Annotated in this window: 14 protein-coding genes and 1 pseudogene; 12 read left to right on the top strand and 3 right to left on the bottom strand. The window is 34.4% G+C overall.

The window, feature by feature from the left end:
• Window positions 1–17 precede the first annotated feature (17 nt).
• The 6 genes from bdhA to FOT98_RS18430 all read left to right on the top strand — a co-directional run bounded on the left by bdhA (window position 18) and on the right by FOT98_RS18430 (window position 6,311).
• On the top strand, window positions 18–1,070 hold the full coding sequence (gene bdhA, locus FOT98_RS18455; protein WP_000645834.1) for a (R,R)-butanediol dehydrogenase: 1,053 nt from the start codon (window positions 18–20) through the stop codon (window positions 1,068–1,070).
• A 118-nt stretch (window positions 1,071–1,188) separates the two neighbouring features.
• Window positions 1,189–1,533, top strand: coding sequence for a potassium channel family protein (locus tag FOT98_RS18450; protein WP_061676335.1), 345 nt, complete (start codon window positions 1,189–1,191; stop codon window positions 1,531–1,533).
• Between the two features lie 263 nt (window positions 1,534–1,796).
• Window positions 1,797–2,648, top strand: coding sequence for a phospholipase CerA (cerA, locus tag FOT98_RS18445; RefSeq protein ID WP_063261556.1), 852 nt, complete (start codon window positions 1,797–1,799; stop codon window positions 2,646–2,648).
• Window positions 2,649–2,725: 77 nt separating this feature from the next.
• On the top strand, window positions 2,726–3,727 hold the full coding sequence (gene sph / locus FOT98_RS18440; RefSeq protein WP_063261555.1) for a sphingomyelinase C: 1,002 nt from the start codon (window positions 2,726–2,728) through the stop codon (window positions 3,725–3,727).
• A 110-nt stretch (window positions 3,728–3,837) separates the two neighbouring features.
• The gene (locus FOT98_RS18435; protein ID WP_063261554.1) at window positions 3,838–5,010 is read left to right on the top strand and encodes an amino acid deaminase/aldolase; all 1,173 of its coding nucleotides are present in this window, start codon (window positions 3,838–3,840) and stop codon (window positions 5,008–5,010) included.
• A complete protein-coding gene (locus FOT98_RS18430) occupies window positions 4,998–6,311 on the top strand; it encodes a D-arabinono-1,4-lactone oxidase (RefSeq protein WP_063261553.1) in 1,314 nt (437 codons plus the stop codon). Before FOT98_RS18435 ends, FOT98_RS18430 begins: the two co-directional genes overlap by 13 nt.
• A gap of 7 nt (window positions 6,312–6,318) precedes the next feature.
• Here the strand turns inward: FOT98_RS18430 and FOT98_RS18425 are convergent, their stop codons facing one another.
• Window positions 6,319–7,470 (bottom strand): VanZ family protein, encoded by a 1,152-nt coding sequence (locus tag FOT98_RS18425; RefSeq protein ID WP_063261552.1) that lies wholly within the window; start codon window positions 7,468–7,470, stop codon window positions 6,319–6,321.
• Window positions 7,471–7,642: 172 nt separating this feature from the next.
• On the opposite strand from FOT98_RS18425, the gene FOT98_RS18420 reads away from it, so the two are divergent.
• Complete coding sequence (locus FOT98_RS18420; RefSeq protein WP_001268328.1) at window positions 7,643–7,846, top strand: hypothetical protein; 204 nt, start codon at window positions 7,643–7,645, stop codon at window positions 7,844–7,846.
• Window positions 7,847–7,963: 117 nt separating this feature from the next.
• Here FOT98_RS18420 and FOT98_RS18415 read toward each other — a convergent pair whose 3' ends face one another.
• Window positions 7,964–8,776 carry an undecaprenyl-diphosphate phosphatase gene (locus FOT98_RS18415; RefSeq protein ID WP_000434784.1) on the bottom strand — a complete coding sequence of 271 codons (813 nt, stop codon included), beginning with the start codon at window positions 8,774–8,776 and terminating at the stop codon, window positions 7,964–7,966.
• Window positions 8,777–8,908: 132 nt separating this feature from the next.
• Window positions 8,909–9,427 (bottom strand): annotated as a pseudogene (locus FOT98_RS33465) (methyl-accepting chemotaxis protein); the annotation flags it as partial.
• Between the two features lie 646 nt (window positions 9,428–10,073).
• Here FOT98_RS33465 and FOT98_RS18405 point away from each other — a divergent pair.
• From FOT98_RS18405 to FOT98_RS18385, 5 genes are all read left to right on the top strand, one after another.
• The gene (locus FOT98_RS18405) at window positions 10,074–11,339 is read left to right on the top strand and encodes a 3D domain-containing protein (protein ID WP_063261550.1); all 1,266 of its coding nucleotides are present in this window, start codon (window positions 10,074–10,076) and stop codon (window positions 11,337–11,339) included.
• A gap of 112 nt (window positions 11,340–11,451) precedes the next feature.
• The gene (locus tag FOT98_RS18400) at window positions 11,452–11,670 is read left to right on the top strand and encodes a helix-turn-helix transcriptional regulator (RefSeq protein WP_000154009.1); all 219 of its coding nucleotides are present in this window, start codon (window positions 11,452–11,454) and stop codon (window positions 11,668–11,670) included.
• The gene (locus FOT98_RS18395) at window positions 11,663–12,136 is read left to right on the top strand and encodes a hypothetical protein (RefSeq protein WP_061676327.1); all 474 of its coding nucleotides are present in this window, start codon (window positions 11,663–11,665) and stop codon (window positions 12,134–12,136) included. The genes FOT98_RS18400 and FOT98_RS18395 overlap by 8 nt, the downstream gene beginning before the upstream one ends.
• A 116-nt stretch (window positions 12,137–12,252) precedes the next feature.
• Window positions 12,253–12,885: a class A sortase gene (locus FOT98_RS18390; protein WP_063261549.1), complete on the top strand. Its 633-nt coding sequence runs from the start codon at window positions 12,253–12,255 to the stop codon at window positions 12,883–12,885.
• A 139-nt stretch (window positions 12,886–13,024) separates the two neighbouring features.
• Entirely contained in the window at window positions 13,025–14,104 is a 1,080-nt protein-coding gene (locus FOT98_RS18385; RefSeq protein ID WP_063261548.1) for a YHYH domain-containing protein, read from the top strand.
• Window positions 14,105–14,219 lie beyond the last annotated feature (115 nt).

The following is a 14,219-nucleotide window of genomic DNA, read 5'->3' as shown; positions in this document are numbered from 1 at the left end:
AGAGAGGGATGTATAAAATGAAAGCACTACTTTGGCATAATCAACGTGATGTACGAGTAGAAGAAGTACCAGAACCAACTGTAAGACCAGGAGCAGTTAAGATTAAAGTGAAATGGTGTGGTATCTGCGGAACAGACTTGCATGAATATTTAGCAGGACCTATTTTTATTCCAACAGAAGAGCACCCATTAACACACGTAAAAGCACCGGTTATTTTAGGTCATGAGTTTAGTGGTGAGGTAGTTGAAATCGGTGAAGGCGTTACTTCTCATAAGGTGGGAGATCGCGTCGTTGTAGAACCAATTTATTCTTGTGGTAAATGTGAAGCTTGTAAACATGGACATTACAATGTTTGTGAACAACTTGTTTTCCACGGTCTTGGCGGAGAAGGCGGCGGTTTCTCTGAATATACAGTAGTACCAGAAGATATGGTTCACCATATTCCTGATGAAATGACGTATGAACAAGGTGCACTTGTAGAACCAGCAGCAGTAGCCGTTCATGCAGTACGTCAAAGTAAATTAAAAGAAGGGGAAGCTGTAGCAGTATTTGGTTGTGGTCCAATTGGACTTCTTGTCATTCAAGCAGCTAAAGCAGCAGGAGCAACTCCTGTTATTGCAGTAGAACTTTCTAAAGAACGTCAAGAGTTAGCAAAATTAGCAGGTGCGGATTACGTATTAAATCCAGCTACTCAAGATGTACTAGCAGAAATTCGTAACTTAACAAATGGTTTAGGTGTAAATGTGAGCTTTGAAGTAACAGGTGTTGAAGTAGTACTTCGTCAAGCGATTGAAAGTACAAGCTTTGAAGGACAAACTGTGATTGTTAGTGTATGGGAAAAAGACGCAACAATTACGCCAAACAACCTTGTATTAAAAGAAAAAGAAGTTATCGGTATTCTTGGATACCGTCATATCTTCCCAGCTGTTATTAAATTAATTAGCTCTGGCCAAATTCAAGCAGAGAAATTAATTACGAAGAAAATCACAGTGGATCAAGTTGTTGAAGAAGGTTTTGAAGCACTTGTAAAAGATAAAACACAAGTGAAAATTCTTGTTTCACCTAAATAATAGAGAATAGTAAAAAGTAGCCCTTTTCTAGAAATAGAAGAGGGCTACTTTTTTTCTATACAGAAAGGTGATAGACTTTCCTTTAACTACAGGTATTTTGTTTGGAAGGGGAAGTCTAATGCTTTCATTTATGTTGACATTGAAACGGATGTTAAAAGCTTGTTTACGAGCGTGGAAAGATAAAGAGTTTCAAGTATTATTCGTATTAACATTTCTAACATTAACATCTGGTACAATTTTTTATAGTACAGTTGAAGGATTACGTCCTCTTGATGCTTTATATTTTAGTGTGGTCACGTTGACGACTGTCGGTGATGGGAATTTTAGTCCGCAAACGGATTTCGGAAAGGTATTTACAATCTTATACATATTTGTTGGGATTGGACTAGTATTTGGATTTATTCATAAGTTGGCAGTTAATGTACAACTGCCAAGTATATTATCAAGTAGAAAAAAAGAGTAAAGCATGTGGATGCTTTACTCTTTTTTACATTAGTTTAGACAAGTATTTGCAGTAGCTTAACAATACTTTATTACAATATAAGTGCATTCAATCATTATATTCACTATGTATAAAGTTATAATGATATGAAAATCTGCATATTTTAATTTAGTGATAGAAATTTCATGAAAGGTGGGATATTCTAGTCATAGGTTAACCGGACGATATCATAGGATCCTAACAAAAAGTTTACAATAATTCAATTATAAAATGGAGGATTTCAGATGAAAAAGAAAGTACTTGCTCTAGCAGCAGCTATTACATTAGTAGCTCCGTTACAAAGTGTTGCATTTGCTCATGAAAATGATGGGGGAAGTAAAATAAAAATAGTTCACCGCTGGTCTGCTGAAGATAAGCATAAAGAAGGCGTAAACTCTCATTTATGGATTGTAAACCGTGCCATTGATATTATGTCTCGTAATACAACACTTGTAAAACAAGATCGAGTTACACAATTAAATGAATGGCGTACAGAGCTAGAGAACGGTATTTATGCTGCTGACTATGAAAATCCTTATTATGATAATAGCACATTTGCTTCACATTTCTATGATCCAGACAATGGAAAAACATATATTCCACTTGCAAAGCAGGCAAAAGAAACTGGAGCTAAATACTTCAAATTAGCTGGTGAGTCATACAAAAACAAAGATATGAAACAAGCATTCTTCTATTTAGGATTATCCCTTCATTATTTAGGAGATGTAAACCAACCAATGCATGCGGCAAACTTTACAAATCTTTCGTACCCACAAGGGTTCCATTCTAAATATGAAAACTTTGTAGATACGATAAAAGATAATTATAAAGTAACGGACGGAAATGGATATTGGAACTGGAAAGGTACAAATCCAGAAGAGTGGATTCATGGAGCGGCAGTAGTGGCGAAACAAGATTACTCTGGAATTGTAAATGATAATACGAAAGATTGGTTCGTAAAAGCAGCTGTATCACAAGAATATGCAGATAAATGGCGCGCTGAAGTTACACCAATGACAGGTAAGCGATTAATGGATGCACAACGTGTTACTGCTGGATACATTCAGCTTTGGTTTGATACGTACGGAGATCGTTAAGTATTTAAAAAAGGTCAAATCTCACAATAGAGTATTTGGCCTTTTTTATCACTATACAAAACATGGAGGTATGAATCGTGAAAAGTAAATTGCTAAAAAGTATACTTAGCGTTGGAATCGGTCTAGCGGCTTTATATAATGGATCCTCGGCTCAAGCGGAAGTGTCTACAAATAAAAATGATACATTAAAAGTTATGACACATAACGTGTACATGCTATCAACAAACTTATATCCTAACTGGGGACAAAGTGAGCGTGCTGATTTAATTGGGGCAGCGGATTATATAAAGAATCAAGATGTTGTTATATTAAATGAAGTATTTGATAATAGTTCTTCAAACCGTTTATTAGGAAATTTGAAGAAAGAATATCCAAATCAAACAGCGGTATTAGGTCGTAGTAACGGAAATGAATGGGATAAAACGTTAGGTAGCTATTCATCTTCAACGCCTGAAGATGGGGGTGTTGCAATCGTGAGTAAATGGCCGATCGTTGAGAAGATTCAATATGTATTTGCAAAAGGATGCGGGCCAGATAATTTATCAAATAAAGGATTTGTATACACGAAAATCAAGAAAAATGATCGTTTCGTTCATGTAATTGGGACGCATTTGCAGGCTGAAGATAGTATGTGCGGAAAAACTTCACCTGCATCTGTACGTACAAATCAGTTAAAAGAAATTCAAGATTTTATAAAAAATAAGAATATACCAAATGACGAGTACGTCCTATTTGGTGGTGATATGAACGTGAACAAAGTAAATGCAGAGAACAATAGTGATTCAGAGTACGCATCCATGTTCACAACATTGCACGCTTCTATTCCATCTTATACAGGACATACAGCAACTTGGGATGCGACGACAAACAGTATTGCGAAATATAATTTCCCCGATAGCCCTGCCGAGTATTTAGATTATATTATTGCAAGTAAAGATCATGCGAATCCATCATTTATAGAGAATAAAGTATTACAACCGAAATCTCCAAAATGGTCTGTTACATCATGGTTCAAAAAATATACGTATGATGATTTTTCTGATCATTATCCAGTAGAGGCAACTATTTCTATGAAGTAGTCCTAAAAAAGTTTCTTCTTAAATAAGAAGAAACTTTTTTATTTTGTAGAGGAAATTTCAACTTTCTTTCCAATATGTATAAGACATATTGAGAAGAGGAGAGAAAAAATGTGGATAGAGGAATTTTTAAAGAAGTTCCATTACCGTGTGCATTTTTGGATGAAGTGGCTTTAGATAGAAATATTCAATCGATTATAGAATTAAGTGGAAATAAGAAGATTCGTATAGCGAGTAAATCGTTACGTTCAGTTCCGGTTATGCAAAAGGTTTTAGCTGCAAATGATCGATTTCAAGGTATTATGTGTTTCTCACCTAGGGAGGCTTTGTTTTTAATTGAACAAGGATTCAATGATTTATTACTCGGATATCCTGCTTATGATGAAAGAGCTTTACATGAAATAAGTTTGCTAACAAAGCAAGGGCTCATTATAACTTGTATGGTGGATTGTGAAGACCATATTGTTTATTTAGAAAAAATTGCTGAGAAGTCTAAAGGGTGTTTTCGTGTTTGTTTGGATATTGATATGAGTAGTCGTTTTTTTCAATTTCATTTTGGGGTAAACAGATCGCCGGTAAAAGATGTGCAAGGTGCTTTGAAAATAGTAAAAAGGGTGAAAGAATCATTATTTTTGATATTAGATGGTGTAATGGGATATGAAGCCCAAATTGCTGGGGTAGGAGATCACATACCGAATCAGCGAGTGAAAAGTAAAGTGATTTCGTATTTAAAGAAGAAATCGGTGTTAGAAGTTAAAGAAAGAAGAGGACATATCGTAAAAGAAATACAAAGCCTAGGTATTGAACTAAGGTTTGTAAATGGGGGAGGAACAGGAAGTGTAAAAACAACCGAGCAAGATAACTCAGTTTCAGAGATAACAATAGGCTCTGCTTTTTATGCCCCGAAGCTGTTTGATTATTATAAGGAGGTGCAATTTCATCCAGCTGTCGGATTTGCTTTACCAGTTGTACGTAAACCAGCCCCGTATATTTACACTTGTCTAGGTGGGGGATATATTGCCTCAGGCGCAATTGGTAAAGATAAAGAACCTGAGATTTGGAGGCCAAATGGCGCCAAACTATTAGCTTTAGAAGGTGCTGGAGAGGTACAAACACCGATTTTTTATAACAGTGAGGAGCGGATAGAGATAGGAGATCCTATCTTGTTTCGCCATAGTAAAGCTGGAGAGTTATGTGAGCGGTTTCCATTTTTATATCGTGTGAAAGAAGGAGAGATTGTTGGGGAGTATGTAACATATCGGGGGGATGGCCAATGCTTTCTATAAAGGGACAGAAATGGAAAAATTGGACAGGGAATGTAGAAGGAACGCCGCATTATACGATGTATCCAGAAAGTATAAAAGATGTAGTAGAAGTTGTAGAGCTTGCACGAAAAGAAGGGAAGAAAATTCGTGTTGTCGGTTCAGGACACTCGTTTACACCTCTTGTGCAGACGGAAGAAATTTTAATTTCTTTAGATGAATTGAAAGGTATTGTGAATATCGATGAAGAGCAGATGGTTGCCGAAGTGTGGGCAGGAACAAAGTTACATGATTTAGGGAAGTTACTTGCAGAAAAAGGTTATGCGCAAGAAAATTTAGGGGATATTGATTCACAATCGATTGCAGGAGCGATTAGTACAGGGACTCATGGAACGGGTATTACCTTTGGTAGTTTATCAACACAAGTTATAGAAATTACCGCAGTTTTATCTACAGGTGAGAGTATAGTTTGTTCGGAAACTGAGAATGTGGAATATTGGAGAGCCTTTCAGTTATCACTTGGAATGTTAGGTATCATTGTAAAAATAAAATTGCAGGTTATTCCAGCCTATTCGCTCGTTTATAAAAGTGAAAAACAGTCATTATCTACTGTAATGAACAAGCTAGAAGAATATAAGAAGAATCGCCATTTTGAATTTTTCGTTTTTCCTTATTCTGATGAAGTGCAAGTGAAATTTACAAATGAAACAACAGGTAAAAAAAGTGATTTAAAATGGCATAAACTAAAGGTAGAGTTGCTTGAAAATAAGATGTTTTCTTTGTTATCTAAAGGATGTAAATGGTTTCCTTCTATAAGTAAAGGCGTAAGTCGATTATCGGCTAAAGCTGTACCGAATACAAAAATAATTGGTCCGAGTTACGAAGTATTTGCTACATCGCGTGCGGTTCCATTTTATGAAATGGAGTATAGTGTTCCTTCAAAGTATATGCGGGTCGTTGTAGAAGAAATATCAAACCTTATTGAAAAGAAAAAGTATAAAGTGCACTTCCCAATTGAATGCCGTTATGTGAAAAGTGATGATATATGGCTCAGTCCAGCATACGGAAGGGATTCAGCTTATATTGCTGTTCATATGTATAAAGGTATGAAGTATGCTGCTTATTTCGGTGAGGTAGAGAAAATTTTTCTAAAGTATGAAGGGCGCCCGCATTGGGGGAAAATGCATACGTTAACGTACGAAAAATTACAAAATATATATCCAGAATTGCATTCGTTTCTAAAGGTGAGGAAGTTATTAGATGAAGCAGAAATGTTTTCAAACCCTTACACAGAAAAATTATTTACGATTATGAAAAAAAGCTGACAAAGTATTATTTGTCAGCTTTTTTTAGTATGATCGCATTTCTTGTTTGACTAATGTGCTCGTAAAATAGTAACTTATCACGACTAAATACATGTAATAAAACATGAATAATAAATAGACCGTTAATTCCGAGTTGGAATAATAATATAACTACTAATACTAAAGGCTCTTTAAGATTTAAGATAGAGCTACTCGAAAGAATATAATTGATTCCGCCTAGAATGAAATAGAATATACCGTAGCGGATGAATAATTCTTTTAGTGTAATACGCTCTGCTTGTCCTTTAATGTAAATCCGAAGCAATGCTTTTCCTATTGTTCTTCCATTTGTAAAGTATGGAATGATAATAAAGTAAATGAAGACTGAACATGTAATGAAAAGAAGTTCGTATACATTTGTATAAGATTGGATGTTAGCGATAAATAGTGAATTTCCTTTGTTTTTAATGAACGGTACAACGATAGATAAGAAAATCCAATCAATTTGCATAGCGATGAGACGACGAATGAATCCGACTGGTTTCGTTTCTAAATCAATATGAATATCTAGCTCACTTGTTTTCGGAAGGAAATACGTAAATATTGGTGCAATGATAAAGCCAATTACACCGCCTAGTGTGTTTAAAAATAAATCATCAATATCAAATAAGCGATAGGCACAATTATAAATACCATATAATCCAGTTACTTGTGTTAATTCAAAGAACAGTGAAAGGCAAAAAGAAATACACACTGTTTGTAAGAAGCTACGTCGGAAATAATAACGTAAGTACATACCAAATGGAACGGTTAGTAGAACGTTAAAAGCGACTTGTAAAAACGCAGATTCCTTTAATAAATAGAAATAGGTAGCTGGCTTCGTTAAAATTGCCGAGGTATGATTACTAATCTCTTGTATGAAATAAAATGGCGAGAGTTGCATATGTTGTGTATTAGCCGGTTGTAGGCTACATGTATCATATGTTTGTGGCAAAGGTAAGATAACAAGAAAATAAGCATTTAATACATAGAGTAATAGTGAATATAAAATAAATGAACGCCATTTATTCAAATAACCATATTTGCGATAATTAAATATTAAAAAAGGGATTAATAGAAACATCGCTAAAATAGGAAATAAAATAAATGCTGTTTTTATTGGAAATAAATATGCAGTCAAAATGAAGCTCCTTTCAAGGAAAATTCGTTTATCATTATAACGTTAAAAGAACCTTAAAACAAAATTAAAATATTTCGAAATAGAAAAAATTACAAACCTCAATGGAATTAAGTTATAATAAATTTAATATAAGAATATTATGATTATCATTAGTTGAGAGAGGGTACAAGATATGCGATATGAGCTTTTTTCTGTAAGTGGGGATCATATTACAACCTTTGAAAGTGCATGGCATTTTCAGGAGGGAGAACAGATTTTTGTTCATGATGATCAAACAAAACGAAATTTTATTATTATCCGCCTAACGCATGATGTATTTCAACAAAATAAACATGTTATTCGTTTGTATTGTCAAGAAAAGAAAGTGTACGCATGAAAAGGGCTCCTCTTACTGTACAGAAAGGTAAGAGGGGCTTTATCATTATAAAGATATAAAAAAGCGAGTCATCCTAGTTTAATAGAATGACTCGCTTTTCGCTTTGTAAGTTTCATTTTATAAGAAAATAAGAGTAAGTACACCTACGATAATGCAATAGAAAGAGAAATATTTTAAATTTCCTTTTGCCATAATGTTCATAAACCATTTTAACGAAATATATGTCATGATAAATGTTGCGATAAACGCAACGACATAGGGTACGAATAATGTATCTAGGTTTGGATCTTTTGCAATGTCTGTAATACTTAGTAATAAACCACCTAAGCTAACAGGGATATATAGTAAGAATGAGAAACGAAGAGCTGTTTCTTGCTTCATACCAAGTAACATCGCTGCTACGATTGTTGCACCTGAGCGGCTTATTCCAGGAATTAGTGCGCAAGCTTGTGCTAATCCGACGATAATTGCATCTTTCATAGAAAGATCGCCATCATTTTTACGTCCACGCAAGTTTCTAATAATCCAAAGGCCGACAGCAGTAATAAGAAGGGAAATCCCAACCATCTTCACGCCTTTTAAGTACTGGTCGATATAGTCTTTAAATAAAACACCAATAACACCTGCTGGAATGGTCGCAATAACAAGGTAAATAATAAAGAAGAAATCTGATTTTGCGTCTTCTGCTCTTGTAAATATATAAGATAAACCATTCTTCGTTAGACGAATTAAATCATTTCTATAAATAAGTAATACAGCTAATAATGAAGCTGAATTAACAAGTAGTTCGAAGCTAAACCCTTCTATTTTTAGTCCTAGCAAATGCTGTGCTAAAACGAGGTGACCACTTGAAGAAATCGGAATTGGTTCTGTTAGTCCTTGGAACAAACCAAGAATTAAATATTTTAAAATGTAGTAAAATTGTTCCATAATAACCTCCTTGTTTATTAGTCGAAAGAAACAACTTGTCCATTATAACAAAGATACGGATGAATATTGAGAAGAAATAAATATTCGAAATATAATAAAAATCCCTTATAACGGTATAAGGGATTTTTATTATTAATGAGAAACTACTGTGTCTTCAAGACTTTTCGCTAATTGAACATCGACTTTCTCAGCATCATGGATGTGATTCATAATAGTAGTATTTAACTTTTGGAACATTTGTTGTGTATTAGCGAATTCACGTAATATATCATCATTACAAGATTTTTGGTTTTCAATAGCTTTAATAACATTTGTAGCACCGCTTTGTAACGTTTGAATCATAATTAAAATGTTTTCAATTCTAGCGTTTGTATCGGCACTCATTTCTACACCTTCATCGACTAAATGTAAATTATCTTTTGTATTATCGTATGCTTTTTCAATTTCTTCTTGAATTTTTTTCGTTAAGTTACCGATGTTTTTTGTGCTTTCGGCTGTACTTTCCGCTAGTTTTCTTACTTCATTGGCAACGACAGCGAATCCTTTACCGTGCTCTCCAGCACGCGCAGCTTCAATACTCGCATTTAATGCAAGTAAATTTGTTTGTGCTGCAATGTTTTGAATGACTTCTACAATTTGCTCGATTTCTTTTGAGCGCTCACTTAAATGATTCATACTGTTAGACGTACGCTGAGATTGTTCACCTAATTTATTAATTACAATAAGTAAGCGATGAACAGATTCTTTCCCTTCATTAGAGCAGTCAATAATTTCTTCAATTGACTGAATTAAGCTTTGTTCTTTTTGTAACATTTCATTATTCAATTCATTGGAATGTGTTGTACGCGTTGAAACATTTTCGAAACATGAGCTTAATTGTTGAACTAAATTTTGGAGTGTATGGTGCTGGTTATTTACAAGTTTATGTTCTTGAACAACGCTTTGTACACGATCGTGGATAGAAGAAATAGTCTCTTGTTGTTCGATATCTTTTTGTTTTAATTCTGCTTCTAGTTCTTGTATACGACTTTCTAATTGATCAATTTTATGTTGGAGTGATTTTTTTTGCGTAAACATATATTTATTTCAACCGCCTTTAGAAGTTATATTTTCTCTATATTTGGATTTTAGCATCTTTTATAATTTTTAAATATAGGAATTGTTAAATATTTAAGAATCTATTACATTTTATTCATAATTCCCTTTTTTTCGTCATGAAAAATAAACTGTATTTAATGGTATTGTAAACAAACTGTAAAATAAATCATGTATAACTGTATAAGAAGGGAGTCGGATTATGAACTATTTTAAGCGAATCAGTAGTCTAGTATTAGCAGGAATTATCGGTCTTTCTAGTACAGTCGCTGTAAAAGCAGAGTCAAACGACGAGAAACTTAACAACATGCAACAGCAATTGCAGCAAAACGATGCAGATATGCAAAAGAAAGAGCAAGAGAAGCAAGCTGTTAATAAAGAAATTCAAGGTATCGAAAACGAACTACATAATTTAAATAATACAATTGCAAAAAATAAAGAGGATCAAGCTGCTATTCAACGCAAAATCGATGAAACACATAAGCAGATTGAGCAAAAAAAGAATGAAATTGTCGTTTTAGAGGATAAAGTCCTTGCTCGTAAGGATATTATGAGAAAACGTATGGTTTCTGTTCAAAACAGTTCAAATACAAGTTTAGTAGTAGAAGTTGTAGTAGAGTCAAAAAACTTTGCAGATTTCTTACAACGTATGAATGCAGTTTCTACTATTCTAGAAGCAGATAAAGAAATTTTACGTCTACAAGAACAAGATCTTCGTCAAATTGAAGAAGATAAGAAAACAATTGACGAGAAAGAAGCGTCTTTAGTAGTAGACAAACAAAAATTAGCAAAAGCACAAGCTGAGTTGCAAGATAACTTGAAAAAACGTCAAGATAACTTACAAACAGTTCAAGCTAAATATAATGCGATTGCAAGCCAACTTAATTTAGCAGCAGAAGAAAAGGCTAAAATTGAGTCAAATATGAAGGCGGTTCAAGAAACAATTGCTCGTGAGCAAGAAGCAGCAAGAATTGCAGCAGAAGAGCGTGCAAAAGCAGAAGCAGCTGCAAAAGCTGAGCAAGAAGCATTAGCTAAGGCACAGGCAGAAGTTGCTGAACAGCAAAAGCAAAAGCAAAAGCAAGAGCAAGCTAGTAAGCCAGCTCAAGCTAAAAATAATAATTCAAATGTAGAACCTGCACCTAAGCCAACTGCTGGTGGAAAAGAACTTTATGTACATGCAACAGCTTATACAGCAGACCCAGCTGAAAATGGTTACGGTCCAGGTCAACAAGTATATTCTGCATGGGGAGGATATAATCTAACTGCAAACCCAGGAATGAAATTAATTGCGGTGGATCCATCTGTTATTCCATTAGGTTCTCGTGTATATGTTGAAGGATACGGAGAAGCAATTGCAGCAGATACTGGTGGCGCGATTAAAGGTCACAAAATTGATGTTTTAATGCCAGATAAAGCTTCGTCTAGTAAGTGGGGCAGAAAAAATGTTAAGCTTACAATTTTAAACTAACAAGTAATCCAACTTTACAATACGTAAAGTTGGATTTTTTTATAAAAATAATGTTAAGTTGAGTTTACATTTTGTTAAGTATAGCATACAATAATGGTGAGAGGTGGTAAAATTGACCATTTTAAATAGAGTGAAGGAATTAAGAGCTCGGTTTAATTTTTCGCAAAGTGTATTAGCAGAAAAGGTTGGAGTGACGAGACAAACGATCGCTGCAATTGAAAAAGGGGATTATGTTCCTTCCTTGCTATTAGCGCTTACGATTTGCGATGTATTCGAGTTAAAGATGGAAGATGTGTTTGTTTTGAATAAGGAGGGAGAAGAGGATGAATAGACTCGTATTTTCTTATATGCTAAATGTACTTTTAATGGTATTAGCAGGTTGGGCGTTTATTGAGTTGTATTATTTTACTATCGAAGTTGCTAACTTTATTCAAACGGAGAGAGTACCATTTGAAGTTTCATTGAGTTTAATGCCGCTAACATTACTTTTAATATTTAGTATTGTATCGACTGTTCTTTATAAAATTCAAAAGAAAAAATATAAAAAGCTCTCGTATTGGATGTTTCCACTATTATTTCCTCAAGAAGATGAACGAGAAAAGGCAATTACAGAAAAGGCTTGTCGTACTACATTTATGTCACTATGGTACGTGTTGCCCTGTGCGGTTGGTTTTTTAACTCTTTCTCCAATTGCTAATCTATACGTTCCTGCATATCCGGTATATATTGCATTTAGTATTTTCTTTATTCAAATGACGATTTTTCACGTATCCTTATATCGAAATAAAATTGCTTAAAAAGAAATCTTCTTGCATCGGCGAGAAGGTTTCTTTTCAGCTTACACTTGTACATATAGCAATATTATCTTATCATTTTATATAGAGTAAGATTTTGTAAGGGAAAGGAATTGTATATGAATAAGCAAAGAATGTATAGTATAGTAGCAATCCTTCTATTTGTTGTAGGTGGCGTGTTAATTGGAAAGCCGTTCTATGATGGATATCAGGCTGAAAAGAAACAGACTGAAAATGTACAGGCTGTTCAAAAGATGGATTATGAAAAACATGAGACGGAATTTGTAGATGCTTCGAAAATTGATCAACCAGACTTGGCAGAAGTAGCGAATGCATCATTAGATAAGAAACAAGTAATTGGTCGGATTTCAATCCCGAGTGTTTCATTAGAACTTCCTGTTTTAAAATCTTCTACTGAGAAAAACCTATTATCAGGTGCAGCAACAGTAAAAGAAAATCAAGTAATGGGAAAAGGGAATTATGCATTAGCAGGACATAATATGTCTAAAAAAGGTGTTTTATTTAGTGATGTAGCATCTTTAAAAAAGGGTGACAAAATTTATTTGTATGATAATGAAAACGAATATGAATATGCGGTTACTGGTGTATCTGAAGTAACTCCCGATAAGTGGGAAGTTGTCGAGGATCATGGGAAAGATGAGATAACGCTTATTACATGTGTATCTGTTAAGGATAATTCTAAACGTTACGTTGTTGCTGGTGATTTAGTAGGAACGAAGGCGAAGAAGTAAAAAAGAAGGTCAACTCTTTAAAGAGTTGACCTTCTTTTTTACTAATGTTGAGAAATAATAGAATATTTTAGTTGGTATTTAAGTATTTTTCTATTTATGTATAATAAAGTTAGAATTCAAGATTTTGGGAGGAACAAGAGTGAAACAACAGGTGAAGAAACTTCTTTTAACAACAAGTATAGCGTTATTGGTAGCTCCAATTTCAGCTTATGCGCATCCGGGGCGTACAGATGCTAATGGGGGGCATACGTGTCGTACAAATTGTGAGAAATGGGGATTACAGTACGGGGAATATCATTATCACAATAAACCAGCTTCTAGTAGCGGTGCAACAAGTCCAGCTCCTAGCTCTAATAATAATGGAGCTGTAGAAGCTGAAAGACAAGCAGAAGCGCAGCGCAATGCTGAGGCTGAAAAACAACGTGCCGCAGAAGCACAGCGTAAAGCTGAAGAAGAGAGACAACGTGTAGCTGAAGAACAAAGAAAAGCAGAAGAGGCACGTAAGCGAGAGGAAGCACAACGTCAAGCTGATATGGAAAAAGGGCAGCTTGAGGGACAAAAAAATGGAGAAACTGATTTTAAAGCAGGGAAAAATGATGTGGAATCACATTTAGCTGGAAAATCAGATACATATAAAGAAGCATTCAAAACTGCTTATGCTGCATCTTGGTCTTTAGAAGAGCAGAAGAAAACGTATTTTGAAAAAGGAAAAGAGCAAGGTTTAGCACAAGAGACGATGGAAGACAGTCAAATTGCTCCGGAGTTTAAGCCGAACTTTGCAGAAGGCTTCCAAGTAGGGAATAAAGAAAGAACAGAAAAAATTGAAAAAGAGCAAGCTGAACTAGGGGAAAAGGCAGGTAAGGAACTAGCTGGAAAGAATCCTGGAAATAGAGAGAAAGATGTGTACGTGAAGGCTTATGAAACAGCTTATGAAAAGGGCTATAAGTCTACAAAAAAAGCAATAGAAAAGGCTGGATATAAGTATGCATTTGAAAACTATGATTTGAAAGTTCCTGCTAAGTATGAAAAAAATGAATCATTAAAGAAATGGTTTATTGAAGGATTTAAAGCAAATAAAAAAGCAGCAGAAATTAGAGAAGAAGGATATAAAAAAGGCGACAGTTGGCTTGCATTCTTCTATAAGAATTTTGTGCCAAGTGAATATAAAGAACATAAAGAGCTGTACGAACAAGCGATAGAAAAAGGTAAGAATGCATAAAAAAAGATGAGGGGAAATAATCTGTACCCTTTGTAAAGGACATTTTGAAAAAAGTTAGGCAACATCAAGAAGATGATTTCTGTATTCAACAGGAGTCATCTTTTTTAAATTCCAT

It is taken from the genome of Bacillus sp. HY001 (assembly GCF_007558965.1).
Taxonomy (GTDB): Bacteria; Bacillota; Bacilli; order Bacillales; family Bacillaceae_G; genus Bacillus_A; species Bacillus_A mobilis.
This window is presented reverse-complemented; position numbering and strand designations above follow the sequence as displayed.

Excerpts from the sequence above, each read along its gene's own strand:
- bdhA (WP_000645834.1), top strand. The coding sequence starts at position 18 with ATGAAAGCACTACTTTGGCATAATCAACGTGATGTACGAGTAGAAGAA.
- FOT98_RS18450 (WP_061676335.1), top strand. The coding sequence starts at position 1,189 with ATGCTTTCATTTATGTTGACATTGAAACGGATGTTAAAAGCTTGTTTA.
- cerA (WP_063261556.1), top strand. The coding sequence starts at position 1,797 with ATGAAAAAGAAAGTACTTGCTCTAGCAGCAGCTATTACATTAGTAGCT.
- FOT98_RS18430 (WP_063261553.1), top strand. The coding sequence starts at position 4,998 with ATGCTTTCTATAAAGGGACAGAAATGGAAAAATTGGACAGGGAATGTA.
- FOT98_RS18420 (WP_001268328.1), top strand. The coding sequence starts at position 7,643 with ATGCGATATGAGCTTTTTTCTGTAAGTGGGGATCATATTACAACCTTT.
- FOT98_RS18415 (WP_000434784.1), bottom strand. The coding sequence starts at position 8,776 with ATGGAACAATTTTACTACATTTTAAAATATTTAATTCTTGGTTTGTTC.
- FOT98_RS18405 (WP_063261550.1), top strand. The coding sequence starts at position 10,074 with ATGAACTATTTTAAGCGAATCAGTAGTCTAGTATTAGCAGGAATTATC.
- FOT98_RS18395 (WP_061676327.1), top strand. The coding sequence starts at position 11,663 with ATGAATAGACTCGTATTTTCTTATATGCTAAATGTACTTTTAATGGTA.
- FOT98_RS18390 (WP_063261549.1), top strand. The coding sequence starts at position 12,253 with ATGAATAAGCAAAGAATGTATAGTATAGTAGCAATCCTTCTATTTGTT.